Source organism: Bacillus sp. FSL W7-1354 (genome assembly GCF_038002405.1).
GTDB classification, from domain to species: domain Bacteria; phylum Bacillota; class Bacilli; order Bacillales; family Bacillaceae; genus Bacillus; species Bacillus paralicheniformis.
In genome coordinates this window covers 878,858-895,153 of the sequence record NZ_JBBOCL010000001.1, presented here as the reverse complement: position 1 = coordinate 895,153, position 16,296 = coordinate 878,858, and the positions used below count along the sequence as shown (strand labels likewise).

Annotated in this window: 14 protein-coding genes; all 14 read right to left on the bottom strand. The window is 46.9% G+C overall.

Annotated elements, in window-relative coordinates:
- Positions 1–4 precede the first annotated feature (4 nt).
- The 14 genes from mutS to MKZ04_RS04590 all read right to left on the bottom strand — a co-directional run bounded on the left by mutS (position 5) and on the right by MKZ04_RS04590 (position 16,290).
- A complete protein-coding gene (mutS, locus tag MKZ04_RS04655; RefSeq protein ID WP_341045392.1) occupies positions 5–2,614 on the bottom strand; it encodes a DNA mismatch repair protein MutS in 2,610 nt (869 codons plus the stop codon).
- 110 nt (positions 2,615–2,724) lie between these two features.
- Entirely contained in the window at positions 2,725–3,273 is a 549-nt protein-coding gene (cotE, locus tag MKZ04_RS04650; protein WP_020451464.1) for an outer spore coat protein CotE, read from the bottom strand.
- Between the two features lie 243 nt (positions 3,274–3,516).
- Entirely contained in the window at positions 3,517–3,948 is a 432-nt protein-coding gene (locus MKZ04_RS04645; protein ID WP_020451463.1) for a RicAFT regulatory complex protein RicA family protein, read from the bottom strand.
- Between the two features lies 1 nt (position 3,949).
- Entirely contained in the window at positions 3,950–5,479 is a 1,530-nt protein-coding gene (gene miaB / locus MKZ04_RS04640; RefSeq protein WP_020451462.1) for a tRNA (N6-isopentenyl adenosine(37)-C2)-methylthiotransferase MiaB, read from the bottom strand.
- A 143-nt stretch (positions 5,480–5,622) separates the two neighbouring features.
- Complete coding sequence (locus MKZ04_RS04635; protein ID WP_020451461.1) at positions 5,623–6,798, bottom strand: glycine C-acetyltransferase; 1,176 nt, start codon at positions 6,796–6,798, stop codon at positions 5,623–5,625.
- A 14-nt stretch (positions 6,799–6,812) separates the two neighbouring features.
- Complete coding sequence (gene tdh / locus MKZ04_RS04630; protein WP_095290538.1) at positions 6,813–7,856, bottom strand: L-threonine 3-dehydrogenase; 1,044 nt, start codon at positions 7,854–7,856, stop codon at positions 6,813–6,815.
- 124 nt (positions 7,857–7,980) lie between these two features.
- Positions 7,981–8,901 carry a dipeptidase gene (locus MKZ04_RS04625; protein WP_020451459.1) on the bottom strand — a complete coding sequence of 307 codons (921 nt, stop codon included), beginning with the start codon at positions 8,899–8,901 and terminating at the stop codon, positions 7,981–7,983.
- A gap of 105 nt (positions 8,902–9,006) precedes the next feature.
- Positions 9,007–9,267, bottom strand: coding sequence for a stage V sporulation protein SpoVS (gene spoVS, locus MKZ04_RS04620; RefSeq protein ID WP_003181955.1), 261 nt, complete (start codon positions 9,265–9,267; stop codon positions 9,007–9,009).
- Positions 9,268–9,468: 201 nt separating this feature from the next.
- Complete coding sequence (locus tag MKZ04_RS04615; RefSeq protein WP_341045389.1) at positions 9,469–10,266, bottom strand: TIGR00282 family metallophosphoesterase; 798 nt, start codon at positions 10,264–10,266, stop codon at positions 9,469–9,471.
- Positions 10,267–10,352: 86 nt separating this feature from the next.
- Entirely contained in the window at positions 10,353–11,912 is a 1,560-nt protein-coding gene (gene rny, locus MKZ04_RS04610) for a ribonuclease Y (protein ID WP_020451457.1), read from the bottom strand.
- 342 nt (positions 11,913–12,254) lie between these two features.
- Positions 12,255–13,301 (bottom strand): recombinase RecA, encoded by a 1,047-nt coding sequence (gene recA / locus MKZ04_RS04605; RefSeq protein WP_020451456.1) that lies wholly within the window; start codon positions 13,299–13,301, stop codon positions 12,255–12,257.
- 168 nt (positions 13,302–13,469) lie between these two features.
- Positions 13,470–14,720, bottom strand: a complete 1,251-nt coding sequence (locus MKZ04_RS04600) for a competence/damage-inducible protein A (RefSeq protein ID WP_020451455.1) — start codon at positions 14,718–14,720, stop codon at positions 13,470–13,472.
- Positions 14,721–14,739: 19 nt separating this feature from the next.
- Positions 14,740–15,321: a CDP-diacylglycerol--glycerol-3-phosphate 3-phosphatidyltransferase gene (pgsA, locus tag MKZ04_RS04595; RefSeq protein WP_003181921.1), complete on the bottom strand. Its 582-nt coding sequence runs from the start codon at positions 15,319–15,321 to the stop codon at positions 14,740–14,742.
- Between the two features lie 66 nt (positions 15,322–15,387).
- Positions 15,388–16,290, bottom strand: a complete 903-nt coding sequence (locus MKZ04_RS04590; RefSeq protein WP_020451454.1) for a helix-turn-helix domain-containing protein — start codon at positions 16,288–16,290, stop codon at positions 15,388–15,390.
- Between the last annotated feature and the right edge of the window lie 6 nt (positions 16,291–16,296).

Sequence of the window (16,296 nt, the reverse complement as noted above, 5' to 3'; positions counted from 1 at the left end):
TTTGTTACTTTAATTTTTTTTGCAGCCTGTACAGTTCATTCATGACTTGTATAGGCGTCATATCGAGCAGATCCATCGTTTTAAATTCGGCTAAAACAGCCTGCTCTTTTTTGGAGAGCTTCGTCTCTTTTTCTTTCGGCTTGTCCGTTTCAAAAAATGACAGCTGGGCCGGTTGATCTGCAACAGTTGCCGCGACTTCTTCCGCCGCCTCTTTTACCGTATTCGGAGCCGTTGATGGAACCGCTTCTTTGGCGCCGGATTCAAGCTCTTTCAGGATCGTTTTCGCCCTGCTGATCAAACCGTCGGGCAATTCGGCAAGCTGCGCGACATGGATACCGTAGCTTTTATCTGCTGCGCCTTCTTTTATCTGGTGAAGGAATACGACCTTTCCTTCGTATTCTTCCGCACGAACGTGAACATTCTTCAAGTCGGCAAGCTTTTCTTCAAGGGTTGTCAGCTCGTGATAGTGAGTGGAAAATAAAGTCTTCGCGCCGATGTGCTCGTGAACGTACTCGATGATCGCCTGCGCAAGCGCCATTCCGTCGTAAGTAGACGTACCCCGGCCGATTTCGTCAAATAGAATCAAGCTGTTTTTCGTCGCATGAACGATCGCATTTTTGGCTTCAAGCATTTCCACCATAAACGTGCTCTGTCCGGATATAAGATCATCCGCAGCACCGATTCTTGTAAAGATCTGATCAAAGATCGGCAGCACCGCTTTTTTGGCAGGAACAAAACAGCCGATCTGCGCCAAAATGGAGATCAGCGCCATCTGTCTCATATACGTGCTTTTCCCTGACATATTCGGCCCGGTGATTAAAAGCATCTGTCTGCCTTTGCCCATTTCGCAGCTGTTCGGAACGTAAGACTGGCTGTCCATCACCTTTTCTACGACCGGATGCCGTCCGTCGATCACCTGAACGACGTCCTCGGAAAACTCCGGTTTAACATAGTGGCGGCTTTCGCTGATCGTCGCAAAACATTGGAGCACATCAAGCTCGCTCATCATTTTTGCCAGCTGCTGCAGGCGCGGAATATATTCCTTCACCTTGCTGCGAAGCTCGGAAAACAGCTCATACTCCAGCTCGCAAATATTGTTTTCTGCTTCGAGAATCAGCGCTTCTTTTTCTTTCAGCTCCGGCGTGATATAGCGTTCTGCATTGGTCAGCGTCTGCTTCCGTTCATAGCGGCCTTCTTCAAGCAGATGGATGTTGGCTTTCGTCACTTCAATATAATAGCCGAACACCTTGTTAAAGCCGACTTTTAAAGAGCGGATTCCCGTGTACTCGCGTTCCTGCTGCTCAAGCCTTGCGATCCAGTCCTTTCCGTTCTTGCTTGCGTCCCTGTATTCATCCAGCTTCTCGTGATAGCCGTCTTTGATCAAGTTCCCCTCTTTTAATGAAAGCGGCGGATTCTCGTATAGCGCATCTTCCAAAAGATTCAAAAGATCGCCGCACGGATCGATTTTCTCGGCGCGCGCTTTTGCTTTCGGATGGTCGAGGGAGCCGACAAGCTGTTTGATGGCCGGCACTTGTTTCAGCGATTCCTTTAGCTGGATCAAATCTCGGGCATTGACGTTGCCGTAAGCGACCCTTCCGGCGAGCCGCTCGAGATCGTATACTTCCTTCAGCCGTTCGCGCAAATCTTCCCGCTCAAACAAATGGGCGATCAGCGTTTCGACGATTTCCTGGCGCTCTTCAATCTGTCCCTTTCTGATCAGCGGCCTGTCGATCCATTGCTTTAACAGCCGCCCTCCCATTGCCGTTTTCGTTTCATCCAAAAGCCAAAGAAGCGAGCCTTTTTTGTTTTTCGAACGGATCGTTTCCGTCAGCTCGAGATTGCGTTTCGAATACAAATCGATTTTCATCGCTTCTTCGAGCTCGTAAGCCTGAACGTTTTGAAGGTGGTCAAGGCTTCTTTTCTGCGTCCGCTTCAAGTAGACGTAAAGCCTCATAAACGTATCGACAAGCTCTTTGGACGCCAGTCCGTTCACAATGTCAGGCACTTCATCTGCTTGTTCATCCTCGAAAGAAATCGTGGCGCCGCAGCGCTCTTTCAGTAGCGCGACATCTTTCTCGTCAAAGTTGCGGCTGACGACGATTTCCCTTGCTCCGACAGAGTAAATCTCGGAAACGACATCATCAAGCCTTTCGATAATCGTCACTAAGTTCTCGCCCGTCGTCAAATCAGAAAAAGCGAGCCCGTATGTATGCTGAAATTCACTGACAGAGGCGATAAAGTTGTTTTCATTTTCATGAATTCCTTTTCCGTCCATCACGGTGCCGGGTGTGATCAGCTGCACGACCTCCCTTTTGACGACTCCTTTGGCCGATTTAGGGTCCTCCACCTGCTCACAGATCGCGACTTTATAGCCTTTTTTAATGAGCTGTTCGATATATGAAGAGCATGAATGATAAGGAACCCCGCACATCGGGATTCTTTCGCTCGATCCACCGTCTCTGCTCGTCAGCGTGATTTCGAGTTCCTGAGACGCCTTTTTGGCATCTTCAAAAAACATTTCATAAAAGTCTCCAAGACGAAAAAATAAAAAGGCATCCTGATACTCTGCCTTAATCTTTAAATATTGCTGTATCATAGGCGTGTAGCCTGTCATATTTAATCCCTCACTATGTATAAACGTTTCTATTGATTCCAACACTCATTATACCATAAAGATTCATGCTGAAAAAAAAGAAACTAGGGCGGTGTTTCCCTAGCTTCCTTTTATTCTTCTGGATCTCCGACCAAAAACTCCGGATTGATATCCTCAAGTTCTTCATCAAGTTCTTCTTCCCACGCTTCTTCCTCATCGCTTTCCGTCCAATCAGAATTGACCTCAACGACGACCTTCGTCTCGCCGACAACCTCTGACAAAAATTCCCTTTCCGCCTGTACAACCACTTTGTTTCCGTTCGGAGAAATGGTCACTTCAAGGCAGTTCGGCTGCTGAAGCACCTTCGCAATCACTTCGTGTTCATCATCTAAGTAATTTTTGTCGCGATACCGGAGCTTAATAACATCAACATAGGAAACGCGTTCTGTCACAACTTCGGTTTTGGTGTTGTCCGCATATGAATACCAGACGTTGATATCATATGTCCCTTCAATTTCCACGGTTTTTCCGATTTTTTCGGCGTCATACTTATGATTGATAATCCAACCGCCTAAAATACTGGTTGGCTTTTGCGAAGGGGAGATTGTATGAGTGGACTGGGTGAATTTCCGGCCTTTCGCGACCACCGCTTTAGTAATAATTTCCCTGTATTCAGACATTCGGTCATGCCTCCTTGTTTTTCCTCGTATTATCCTATGCTGGGCATTCGTCTAATGTGCGTTCCTTGAGAAATCAAAATAACATCCCATATAATGAATCTGTTTAAGTGTATGCAGATAAAAGGATAAACTTGACTTAAATCAGAAAAGAAAAAGACAGACCGAAAACCGAATCTTTTCAATTAGCCGTCGCGGCGGGAAATTGCATTCAAAAAAACGACGCCTTTAAAAGGCGCCGCCAAATTATAGAGAACAGCTCGGTGATGAATTTTTTACTCTTGAACCGGTCTCGCCTTTCAGCAGGTCTCCACCGGTTGATGTGATGATCTCGTTTGTCACTTGGTTTGATATTGTATGCGCGACGAGCTGAAGAAGGTCGTTGACTTCCATTTGGGAGTCTCTGAACTCTTGAATGATCGGGATCTCGTCAAGCTCTTCCTGAAGCGCGTCAATCTTTGCTTCCGTTTGTTTAAGCGCTTCGTGCTTTTCGTAATGTTTAAAGTTGACGGCTTGCTTTTGCAGGGCTTTGATTTGGTTGATTATGCCAGTTATTTTGGCATTCTCATTAATCTGTGCCTCCGCTTTTTTGAAAAAGTCGACTTCTTCCGTTTCGGCAATCATTTTTGCGAGCTCCCGCGCTTTTGCAACAATCTCTTTTTTCGTATAAAGCGTCACTTTATTTCACCTCGATTGCTTCTCCTACCATTTCTCCGTCAAGCGACCAAGTTTTCGCCTGGTGGATTTTCACGTTGACAAGCTGGCCGATCGCTTCTTTTGGTCCTTTGAAGTTAACAAGCTTGTTTTTCCGTGTATAGCCGGCAAGGATATCAGGGTTGTTTTTACTTTCACCCTCTACTAACACTTCGACAACCTGCCCCTCATATTCCTTCATTTTCTTCGCGGAAATTTCGTTGACCACTTCATTTAATCGCTGAAGCCGTTCTTTTTTCACGCGCATCGGAACATTGTCTTTCATTTTTGCAGCTGGCGTTCCTTCGCGAGGCGAGTAAATGAACGTATAGGCGCTGTCAAATTCAACTTCTCTGTATAAGGAAAGCGTTTCTTCAAATTGCTCATCAGTTTCGTTCGGGAAGCCGACGATAATGTCTGTTGTTAAAGACGCGTTCGGCATCGCTTTTTTAATTTTGGCGACAAGCTCGAGATAGCGTTCCCGGTCGTATTTGCGCGCCATCAGTTTCAAGACATCCGAGCTTCCAGACTGAACAGGCAGGTGGATGTGGTCCAGAAGGTTCCCGCCTTTTGCGAGCACCTCGATCAGATGATCGTCAAAATCACGCGGATGGCTTGTCGTGAAGCGGATTCGCGGAATATTGATTTTGCGGAGCTCATCCATCAAGTGTCCGAGTCCGTATTCCATATCCTCGAAATCTTTGCCGTAAGCGTTGACGTTCTGTCCGAGAAGCGTGATTTCTTTATAGCCTTCAGCCGCAAGTCGTCTCACTTCCTGAATGATTTCTTCGGGACGTCTGCTTCGTTCTTTTCCTCTTGTGTACGGCACGATGCAGTACGTACAGAACTTGTCGCAGCCGTACATGATGTTGACCCAGCCTTTAATTTTGCCGGTGCGGACTTTCGGAAGGTTTTCAATGACATCGCCTTCTTTAGACCACACTTCGATGACCATTTCTTTTGACAGATAAGCTTCTGACAAAAGTTCCGGCAAGCGGTGGATATTGTGTGTACCGAAAATCAGATCGACGAACGGATGTTTCTTTAAAATCCGGTTGACGACTGATTCTTCCTGGGACATACATCCGCATACGCCAAGGATCAAATCCGGATTGTCTTTTTTCAAAGCTTTTAAATGGCCGATTTCACCGAATACTTTGTTTTCCGCATTTTCGCGAATGGCGCATGTGTTTAACAGAATCACATTAGCGTCTTCAGTCGAATCCGTCGGCTCATAGCCGAGGGTCATGAAAATACCGGCCATGACTTCTGTATCGTGTTCATTCATCTGGCAGCCGTATGTGCGGATGTAGAACTTCCGTCCTTCACCCATCCCTTTGTACTGCTCGGAAATTTTAAAATCGCTATGGTATTTAACCTCTTCTTTGCCGCGTTTTTTCGCATCTTTTAAGGAAGGCGGAACATAAACAGCTTCGAAGTACTTGCTGTAATCCTTCTCGGATTTTTTGTCCGATGGATTGACCTGTCCGCTTTCAATGCGCTGTTTCTCATTCATGTTTTTGATCTCCTTTCAAACAAAGCTCCACTCTTCAGTATAAAGGTTCTCGGTTGTCAGCACAACCCAGAACCTATCATTGTACACTAACTGAAAATGATTATCAATGGTTATTTGCTTTGTTTAAAAAGAAATCGACGAGTTTAAAGCAGACCCGCTTTTTTGGCGCCGGTTTCAATGATTTCAAGGGCTTTATCAAGTTCTTCTTTCGAATGCTGGGCGGTCATGATCGTTCTGATCCGCGCTTTGCCTTTCGGGACGGTCGGAAATACAATGGCCTGGGCAAATAAACCGAGCTCGAAAAGCGTGCTTGAAAAGCGGCATGCCTCGGCTTCATCACCTATTAAAATCGGCGTGATCGGCGTTTCGCTCTTAATCAGCGGAAGGCCGATTTTTTCAAGCTCTTTTTTGAAGTACGAAGTATTGTCCCAAAGCTTTTTAATTAATGAAGGTTCCTCCATCAGCACATTGACCGCTTCAATGCATGCCGCAGTGACGGCCGGCGGATGGGAAGTACTGAAGAGAAACGGTCTGCCTTTATGCTTTAAATAGTCGATCAGCACCTTGGAACCGGCCGCATAGCCTCCTAAAACACCGATCGCCTTGCTGAGCGTGCCGACTTGAATGTGAACCTTCCCGTCCAGCCCGAAATGGTGAACCGTTCCGCGTCCGTTCTCGCCGAGAACGCCGGACGCATGCGCGTCGTCGACCATGACAAATGCGTCATACTGTTCAGCGAGCCGGACGATTTCGGGAAGCGGCGCGATGTCTCCGTCCATTGAAAACACGCCGTCTGTAACGATAAGCCGCATTCTGTAATTCATTGATTTTTTTAAAATCTTTTCTAAATCTTCCATGTCCGCATGCTGATATACTTTTTTGCCCGCTTTGGTAAGTCTGATGCCGTCAATGATGGAAGCATGGTTTAATTCGTCTGAGATGACGATATCATCTTTGGTAAGAATGCTTGAAAGAATGCCTTGATTTGCGGTGAAACCGGACTGGAATACGAGCGCAGCTTCAGTATTTTTAAATGAAGCGAGCTTCTTTTCGAGCTCATCATGCATGGTGAATGTTCCGGCTATTGTCCGGACCGATCCCGTTCCAGCTCCGTACCGTTTTACCGCCTCTTCGGCCGCTTTTTGGAGGCGCGGATGTGACGTCAACCCGAGATAGTTATTGGATGAAAGCTGAATGATGTCTTTTCCCTTCATTTTGACAGTTGATCCTTGCAGCGATTCGATGATCGGCAGTTCCTGAAAAGTTCCGTTTTCTTTCATTGTATCAAGCTCGGAAGCTAAAAAATTAAATTCTTTCATATCCATCTCTCCCTTCACGGTATCAATACGACTTTTCCGCATTGCCCTTTTCTCATCAGTTCAAAGCCTTTTTCAAACTCTTCCATCGGGAAACGGTGGGTGATGACAGGCTTGATTTGAATCGTACCGGACTGGAGAAGACCGCTGACCTGCCTCCACGTTTCAAACATTTTGCGGCCGGTAATTCCCTGAACCGTCAATCCTTTAAAGACGATATCATTTGTCATATCGATGCATACGGGATGCTCGGGCAGACTTAAGACATGCACCCGCCCTCCGTTCGCAGCCATTTTTAAACTTTGGCGGATGGCCGTCGGATGGCCTGACATTTCGCAAACCAAGTCCGCCCCTTCACCGCCTGTTAAAGCGCTTACATTTTTGAGCGGATCTTCTTTTTCAACGGAGATGATATCGGTTGCCCCCATTTGCAATGCAAGGTCGAGCCTGTATTCGTTTTTATCGATGGCGATCACTTGTGACGCGCCTGACGCTTTTGCAACTGCCACGGCCATCAATCCGATCGGTCCGCAGCCGACGACAGCGACTTTCACTCCAGCTGTCATTCCCGTCAGAACCGTATGCACGGCGTTTCCGAGCGGTTCTTGAATAGAAGCGAGATCCTCAGGCATGCCGTCCGGATTTTTCCAAATGTTTGCGGCAGGCACTTTGACATATTCAGCAAAACAGCCGTCTGTATCGACACCGAGAATCAGCGTTTTTCTGCAGACATGCTCTTTTCCGGTCAAACACGGCAGGCACTTTCCGCAAACGATGTGCGTTTCTGCCGAAACATACTCCCCTTCTTGTACCGCAGTCACATTTTCCCCCACTAGTACAACCTCGCCGGAAAATTCGTGGCCAAACACATAAGGCGGTTTCACCCTGCTTTTCGCCCATTCATCCCAATTATAAATATGGACATCCGTTCCGCAAATCGATGCGGCTTTGACTTTGATCAGCACCTCGTGTTTGTCGATCTTCGGTATCGGGACGAGCTCGAAGCTGGCGCCTGGCTCCCCCGGCTTCTTGATAAGCGCCTTCATATTTCCGTCCAAGATGAACAGACCCCCTTTGCAAAATCGCTTTACAAAAGGATTGTAGCACGATAATTCATATTGGTAAACACCTGTGTCCTCCTGATAAAAACAGATGAACACCCTCTGAAAAATGTATGATATTTTTTTAAAATGGGATGCGGCTGAAGAAATTTTGAAAGAGAAATCCGTCGACTTGACTTGGTGTATATGAGCGCTGCAAAGCTTCGATCAGATTCCCGTAATCTTTGTGGGCTTCCAGACCCGGAATGACCCGGTCGATGCCGTCAAAATCAGATCCGAATCCGATATGCCGCTCGCCTCCCAAAGAGCAGACATGGTCAATATGTGAGAGGATATCTTTGATCACAGGCGTTTTTCCGTTTCTCACGAATTCAGGGACAAATGTCAAACCGATGACGCCGTTCTTTTCAATAAGCGCTTTGATTTGATCGTCTTTTAAATTTCTCGGATGAGGGCAAAGGCTGTGCGCATTCGAATGAGAGGCGATCGGATACGCTGCCGTTTCAACCGCACCCCAAAAGCTTTTCTCTGATAAATGGGAGAGATCGGTCCATGCCCGGTTTTTGTTCGCCTTGCGAATCAGCCTTTCCCCGTAAGAAGTCAAACCTGCGTTTCTTTCTTCTAAAGCGCCGTCTGCGAACGTATTGGCCCAGTTCCACGTCAGGCCGAAACTTCTGACTCCGAGCTGAAAAAAGATGTCAAACAGCCTTAAGTTTTTTGAGATCGGCTCACAGCCTTCCATCGTTAGAATGATGCCGGTTTCATCGCTTTTGAGCTTGTCGATATCGGCTTTATGTTTGATCAGTTTGATCCGCTTGTACTTTGCAATTTTTTCGTGAAACAGCCGGATCTGCACGAGCGCCATTTCAAGCCTTATTGTGTCGGGTACGGTTTCGGGCAGAAAAATCGCCAGACACTGCACTTTCGCCTTTCCGTTTAACAGAGCCTGAACCGGCGTTTGAAGCGACGGGTCACTGTACTCATTAAGCTTCGGATTTTTCCAGAGCTTCAGCAGCAAATCAGAATGGGCATCAAAAATTTTCACGTTCATCCTCTCCCGGCTGCATTTTTCAAAAACGGCTAAACCAAAAACAACCCGCTTACGTGAAAGTAAGCAGGTTGAAGCATTTGAAAAAGAGTGATTTTTCTATCAGCGAGGCTCTACGATTAGCTTAATCGCTGTTCGTTCTTCACCGTCAATTTGAATGTCCGTAAACGCCGGAATGCAAATCAGATCGACACCGCTCGGTGCTACAAATCCCCGTGCAATCGCTACCGCTTTAACAGCCTGATTTAATGCTCCGGCTCCGATTGCTTGAATTTCTGCAGCTCCTCGTTCCCTCAAGACTCCTGCGAGCGCACCTGCGACCGAGTTTGGATTTGATTTTGCTGAAACCTTTAATATTTCCATTCCTGCTCCCCCTTAAGTTTACAATGGATAAGTGAGTGTTCATTAGAACAATCATTATTAGATGTTGCTATTTTCAAAGCCATCCCCTTTTAATTGCTTTTCAAAAATAGCAGGGTACCTTCCATTTTTACTATATTCACTATAGGACCGGGATATTCCTGCTTTCCTTTTAATATTTTTCTAAAATGATTTTCTGTTCAGTCATTCAAAAAACATGTGGTCATCATTAATTAATATCCGGTCAATTTTAACGGCTTTCTTGCTCTGTTCGTCAATGTCAATGACAACTCCGCTCAGTGTTGTGCGTCCTTCGGCAATCTCAAAACGAACGGGCAGGCTCGTTTTAAATCGCTTGATAATCGTCTCGCGGTCGACGCCGAGAATCCCGTCGTAAGGCCCTGTCATCCCTACGTCTGTTATATATGCCGTGCCTTTCGGAAGAATGCGGTTGTCAGCTGTCTGAACATGCGTATGCGTTCCGACAACTGCTGACACGCGGCCGTCCGTATACCAGCCGATCGCCTGCTTTTCGCTTGTCGCTTCGGCATGAAAATCGATAAAGATGAACGGTGTTCTTTTTGACGCTTCTTCTATTAATTCATCAGCTTTTCGAAAAGGGCAATCAATCGCAGGCAGAAATGTGCGGCCTTGCAAATTGATCACAGCCAGTTCCTTCGAACCGTTTGTTTTTATGTATGTGATGCCTTTTCCAGGCGTGCCTTCGGGAAAATTGGCGGGTCTGACGATCTGCGGCGCATCATCAATAAAATCAAATATTTCCCTTTTATCCCATGTGTGGTTTCCCATTGTGAGAACGTCGGCTCCCTCTTGAATGAGCTGGTGGTATATTTTTTCGGTAATGCCTTTTCCGTGTGCGGCGTTTTCTCCGTTGACGATGACGGCGTTCGGTTTATATTTCAGCTTCAGCTTCGGCAAATAGGTTTTGATCATGTCTCTGCCGGGCGAACCGACAACATCTCCAATAAATAAAATTCTCATAATTTGACCCTTTCTTTTTTTAAATAGGTTTTAATCATAGTGTTACACAAGGAAACAAAAAAATAAAGTGGCGCATTCGCACCACTTTATTTTGCGTATTCAACGGCTCTCGTTTCCCTGATCACGGTTACCTTGATGTGTCCAGGGTAGTCAAGCTCGTCCTCGATTCGTTTTCGAATATCACGCGCCAAACGATGGGCTTCAAGATCGTTGATTGAGTCAGGTTTGACCATGATCCGCACCTCTCGTCCCGCTTGTATCGCGAATGATTTTTCAACACCTTCGTACGATTCAGAGATTTCTTCCAGCTTTTCAAGCCTGCGAATATAGTTTTCGAGCGTTTCGCTTCTTGCGCCTGGTCTTGCGGCGGACAGCGCATCGGCTGCGGCCACGAGCACGGCGATGATGGAAGTCGGCTCCTGATCTCCGTGGTGAGATGCGATACTGTTGATGACAACTGGATGCTCTTTATACTTAGTGGCCAGTTCCACACCGATTTCAACGTGGCTTCCTTCCACCTCATGGTCAATCGCTTTCCCGATATCATGAAGAAGTCCTGCCCTTTTTGCGAGCGTCACGTCTTCCCCGAGCTCTGAAGCCATCAGGCCTGTCAGAAACGCCACTTCCATTGAATGTTTCAGTACATTCTGTCCGTAGCTCGTTCTGAACTTCAAGCGGCCGAGGATTTTGATTAAATCGGGATGAAGACCGTGAACTCCAACTTCAAACGTCGTCTGTTCACCCATTTCGCGGATGTAATCATCCACTTCACGGCGGGATTTCTCAACCATTTCTTCGATTCTGGCAGGATGAATGCGGCCATCCTGAACGAGTTTATCAAGAGCGATCCTGGCTGTTTCACGCCTGATCGGATCAAATCCTGAAAGGATAACGGCTTCCGGCGTATCGTCGATGATCAGATCGATCCCCGTCAATGTTTCCAATGTACGGATATTACGTCCTTCACGTCCGATAATGCGGCCTTTCATCTCATCATTTGGAAGGTTGACAACTGAAACCGTCGTCTCGGCCACATGATCTGCCGCACAGCGCTGTAAAGCCAATGAAAGAATATTTTTCGCTTTTTTATCAGCCTCTTCTTTCGCTCGATTTTCACTTTCTTTCGTCATGATCGCGATGTCATGGGAAAGCTCGTTTTCAACCCGTTCCAGAATGATTTGCTTCGCTTCATCTCGCGTCAGACTTGAAATACGCTCCAACTCTGACTGCTGCATACGAATCATTTCATCCACTTTGCTTTCCATCTCTTCAATATGTTGTTGTCGTTCATTCAGAGAATGATCTTTCTTCTCCAACATCGCTTCCCGTTTATCTAATGATTCATCTTTTCGGTCAAGGTTCTCTTCCTTTTGAAGTAAACGGTTTTCTTGTTTTTGAAGCTCATTTCGTCTTTCACGAACTTCTTGTTCAGCTTCTATCCGAAGCGTATGAATCTCGTCCTTTGCTTCAAGAAGGGCTTCTTTTTTCAACGCTTCAGCATCCCGCTTTGCGTCTCCAAGAATTTGTTCGGCTGCATTTCGCGCACCTGAAATTTTTGCTTCGGCAATGATTTTACGAACATAGTAGCCAACAACTAAACAGAATAGGCTCAGCAAAATGGAGATGAGAATTGCTAAAGGATTCATAACTTTCACCTCCTCTTGCTATGAACTTGTCTTGCTAAAAGTAAGTGTCGGCATGTACATTGTACTTCTTCTCAACATACAGAACCTTCACAGGGAGTGAAGCGGCTTCACAGCCCTTGTCAAGTTTAAATGTTTATCAATCATGTTAAGAAAAACAAGTGATACAATTTCATTGTAATTGTGTGGGAAATACTTGTCAAGCTTACGGTCTTAACGTTTCCGGATTAAGCGCCTTTTCCAAACGGCGCGGATGAAAGTGATGGACAAAGGAGCTGCGTCTGAATGCGCAGATGAAAGGAAAAGGCTGCCGATCGGGCCGGCAGCCTTTCACATGTTTCATGATTAAAATTCGAGTTCTTCTTGAGCTTGGGCCTCGTCTTCCTGAGCAGGAGCAACGCCTCCAGTGTCCAAACCGTAGTGCTCCCGGATCTGCTCTTGAATCATCAAAAGGATGTCCTTGTTTTCTTTCAGGAACTGTTTGGCATTTTCACGGCCTTGTCCAAGACGTTCCTCCTGATAAGAGTACCATGCACCGCTCTTCTGAACGATGTCAAGCTCTGTTCCGAGATCGATGATTTCCCCTTCTTTTGAAATCCCTTCCCCGTACATAATGTCCACTTCGGCAGTCCGGAATGGAGGGGCCACTTTGTTTTTCACGACTTTGATTTTCGTCTTGTTCCCCATGACATCGTTGCCTTGTTTCAGCTGCTCTGCGCGGCGCACTTCAAGGCGGACAGAAGAGTAGAATTTCAGCGCTCTTCCGCCTGGCGTCGTCTCAGGATTTCCAAACATGACGCCGACTTTTTCACGAATCTGGTTAATAAAGATCGCGATGGTCTTCGATTTATTGATCGCTCCGGAAAGCTTACGAAGCGCTTGAGACATCAGTCTGGCCTGCAAACCGACGTGGGAATCCCCCATATCTCCTTCGATTTCAGCTTTCGGCACAAGCGCTGCCACAGAGTCGATGACAACGATATCCACCGCTCCGCTTCTGACAAGAGCTTCGGCGATTTCAAGCGCCTGCTCGCCCGTATCAGGCTGTGACAGCAAAAGCTCATCAATGTTGACGCCCAGCTTTTGTGCATAGACGGGGTCGAGCGCGTGCTCGGCGTCGATGAACGCCGCCTGTCCGCCCTGCTGCTGAACTTCGGCAATCGCATGAAGCGCCACCGTCGTTTTACCGGAGCTTTCAGGCCCGTATACTTCAATAATCCGGCCGCGCGGGTATCCGCCCACTCCAAGAGCCGTGTCGAGCGCTAAAGAACCGCTCGGAACTGTTGAAATTCTCGTTTCAGTTTGTTCGCCGAGTTTCATAATCGAACCTTTACCAAACTGCTTTTCTATTTGTTTAAGCGCCATATCTAAGGCTGCCTGACGATCACTCATTCTATTTTCCTCCTTTATCACTTCCGCTATATCTACTATACCTTGTTTGCGCGGATTTGCCAAGAAAAAAGCGAACGCATATTCGATTTTTTTAAGAGGAAAAAATCGATCTCCTAAAATGGAATGACTTTTTTCATAAGAAAGATATACCGAAAATCCGTTTTCCGCTTATTTTTCCATCATTTTCAGCAGCAGATGGCAGCCGTATTTGGCAGAACGCTTTCGCACCGCAGACCTGGATCCGGCGAACTGAAATTCGAACGCTTCTTCAGCCTGGTCCTTCACGGAGATGCCGATAAACACCTTTCCTGCCGGATGGCCTTCTTGCGTATTCGGCCCGGCTACTCCAGTAAAGCTGATGCCGATATCGCTTCCTGTTTTCACTCTGATGCCTGCGGCGAGCTCTTTTGCGCATTGCGCGCTGACCGCACCGTAGCGCTGCAGCGTGTCTTCAGCAACGCCGGCCGCTGAAACTTTCAATTCGTTTGTGTAGCAGACGGCGCCGCCTTTGAAATATTCGGAAGCGCCGCTCATTTCCGTCAGCCAGGTGGAAAAAAGCCCGCCTGTAAAGCTTTCCGCAGCGGCCAAGGTCATTCCCTTGCTCCTGCATGCTTTCGCAAGCTCTTCTGCAAGAGATGTATCATCATACCCGTAAAAGAACTCTCCGACCCGCTCCAGGATGAGGTCTTCCGTTTCTTTTAACAAGCGGTTTGTCTCCTTCGGATCCGCATGCTTTGCCGTGAGCCTGAGCGTGACTTCCCCGTCGGCCGCAAGCGGGGCGATTGTCGGATTAGTCTGCGCATCGATGAGATCTTCCAAATCGGTTTCAAGCTGGGATTCTCCGATGCCGAAGAACCGCAGCACCCTTGACACGATCTTTTCCTTCGAGCCGAGCTTTTCCAAAATCAGCGGCTTCGCTTCGTTTTCAAACATCGGCTCCAGCTCTTTCGGAGGTCCCGGCAAGAGCATATAAAAGCGCGATTCATGCTCAAGCAGCATTCCCGGAGCCATCCCGAAGCGGTTCGGCAGAACATCGGATCCTTCGAGGATCAACGCCTGTTTGCGGTTGTTCGGCGACATCTCCCGGTTCGTTTTTCTGAAGTAATCCTGAATCGATTCGAAGGCTTCATCGTCGAGCTTAAGAGGGCGCCCGACAACTTCAGCGATCGTTTCTTTTGTCAAATCGTCTTTCGTCGGTCCGAGGCCTCCAGAAAAAATGATGAAGTCAGACCTTTTCTGAGCTGTCTGAATGACTTGTTTAAGGCGTTCCGGGTTATCTCCCACCGCCGTGTGATAAAAGACGTTAATGCCGATTTCGGCCAAATGCCTGCTGATAAACTGAGCATTTGTATTAGCGATTTGTCCGAGCAGAAGCTCAGAACCGACAGCGATAATTTCCGCTTTTCTTTCCAACTTCATTGTTTCCACTTCCCCACGTTTAGTTCGATGTTTTTAAAGCATCCCAGTTTTTAGCGAAATAATCCCATCCTGATACGACTGTGAAAAAGACAGCCACCCATAAAGCAAGCGATCCGAACGGGAAGGATACAAGCTCAAATGGAAGATTGTGAAGCAAAAGAGCAGAGATGGCGATGATCTGAGCCCATGTTTTCACTTTTCCAAGCATGTTGGCCGCGACGACTTCCCCTGTTCCCGCAAGGACGAGCCGCAGTCCCGTTACGGCAAATTCCCGGCTGATAATGACAATGGCCATCCAGGCCGGAGCAAGATGGTAATGCACCAGAATAATTAAAGCGGAAGACACGAGCAGCTTGTCTGCAAGCGGGTCAAGAAATTTTCCAAAGTTTGTTACAAGGTTCAGCTTTCTCGCGTAATAGCCGTCAACCCAATCGGTGACAGAAGCAAAAATAAACAACAGTGCGCCGATCAAATGGGTGACCGGAATCGACTCGCTGCCGAAGGAGACAGCCCCCCACTGAAACGGCACAAGCATGATGACCATAAAAACAGGAATTAATGCGATTCTAGAAAGCGTGATTTTATTCGGTAGATTAAACATAAAGGTTCCTCCAGATATGTATGTTTTCCTAATGATGATGAACGCAAGAAAAAGTCATCTGTGCAATTAAGATGACTTTTCCTCCTTTTTATTTTGAATCGTTATGTTTTGTGTCATCACAGTCTTAGGATCGAGCTTGTAAGAAAGAACTTCTCCGTTGATTTTAATTTCAACGCCCGGCGCATATCCGATCCGCAAATCAATTTGCGATTGATCGGTAATATTCTTTTGAAAGGTTTCTCCTTTTTTCATCATTCCTTCTTTAAGGGAGCTTCCTTTCTCGTCGCGCACCCTGACCCATGAGTTTGCGTTTGCCTTTACTTCAAGCTCCAGCTTGTCGGATCCTGATACTTCATAAGTTGTGGAAGAGCCTTCGCTTGCGGTCGCTTTCATGGTCAGCTTGTCGTTCTCATCAGACTGCTGATCCTTTTTTTCTTTGTCGCCTTCAGCGCTGTCTTTCTGCGCATCCGTGTTCTGTTGATTTCCCTTTGTCAGCGGGGAATCTTTTGAGACGTCATACTTGCTTTGCGATTCCTCTGTCTTAGGCTCTTCAGCCTGCTGGTTGCCTCCGCCGTTTACAGCCTGAACGATGACGTAAATGATCGCGATCACAACGATAACGCCGGCTGCCACAAGCAGGGTAGGCAAAAGTTCAAGCGCTTTTGAGGCAGACTTTGGCAGCTCTCTCTGCGGCTTGATTGAAGAAAGCTTCTCAGAAACCTCATCATTGTAAGAATTAGGGATATCTTTTTTAAACTCTTCAAACAAGAGCTCCGAGTCGAGGCCGACAGCTTCGGCGTACTGCTTGATAAAAGCCCGCACATAAAATTTTCCCGGAATGATATCATAGTTTCCTTCTTCAAGGGCCGTTAAATACCTTTTTTGGATCTTTGTGGCCGCCTGAAGATCGTCCAATGACATCCCTTTTTCCTCTCTGGCTTCTTTCAGCCGATTTCCTAGTTCAGTCACAACAAA

Coding starts and splice junctions, on each gene's coding strand:
- mutS (WP_341045392.1), bottom strand. CDS start 2,614: ATGACAGGCTACACGCCTATGATACAGCAATATTTAAAGATTAAGGCA.
- cotE (WP_020451464.1), bottom strand. CDS start 3,273: ATGTCTGAATACAGGGAAATTATTACTAAAGCGGTGGTCGCGAAAGGC.
- miaB (WP_020451462.1), bottom strand. CDS start 5,479: ATGAATGAGAAACAGCGCATTGAAAGCGGACAGGTCAATCCATCGGAC.
- MKZ04_RS04635 (WP_020451461.1), bottom strand. CDS start 6,798: ATGAAAGAATTTAATTTTTTAGCTTCCGAGCTTGATACAATGAAAGAA.
- spoVS (WP_003181955.1), bottom strand. CDS start 9,267: ATGGAAATATTAAAGGTTTCAGCAAAATCAAATCCAAACTCGGTCGCA.
- MKZ04_RS04615 (WP_341045389.1), bottom strand. CDS start 10,266: ATGAGAATTTTATTTATTGGAGATGTTGTCGGTTCGCCCGGCAGAGAC.
- rny (WP_020451457.1), bottom strand. CDS start 11,912: ATGAATCCTTTAGCAATTCTCATCTCCATTTTGCTGAGCCTATTCTGT.
- recA (WP_020451456.1), bottom strand. CDS start 13,301: ATGAGTGATCGTCAGGCAGCCTTAGATATGGCGCTTAAACAAATAGAA.
- MKZ04_RS04600 (WP_020451455.1), bottom strand. CDS start 14,720: ATGAAGTTGGAAAGAAAAGCGGAAATTATCGCTGTCGGTTCTGAGCTT.
- pgsA (WP_003181921.1), bottom strand. CDS start 15,321: ATGTTTAATCTACCGAATAAAATCACGCTTTCTAGAATCGCATTAATT.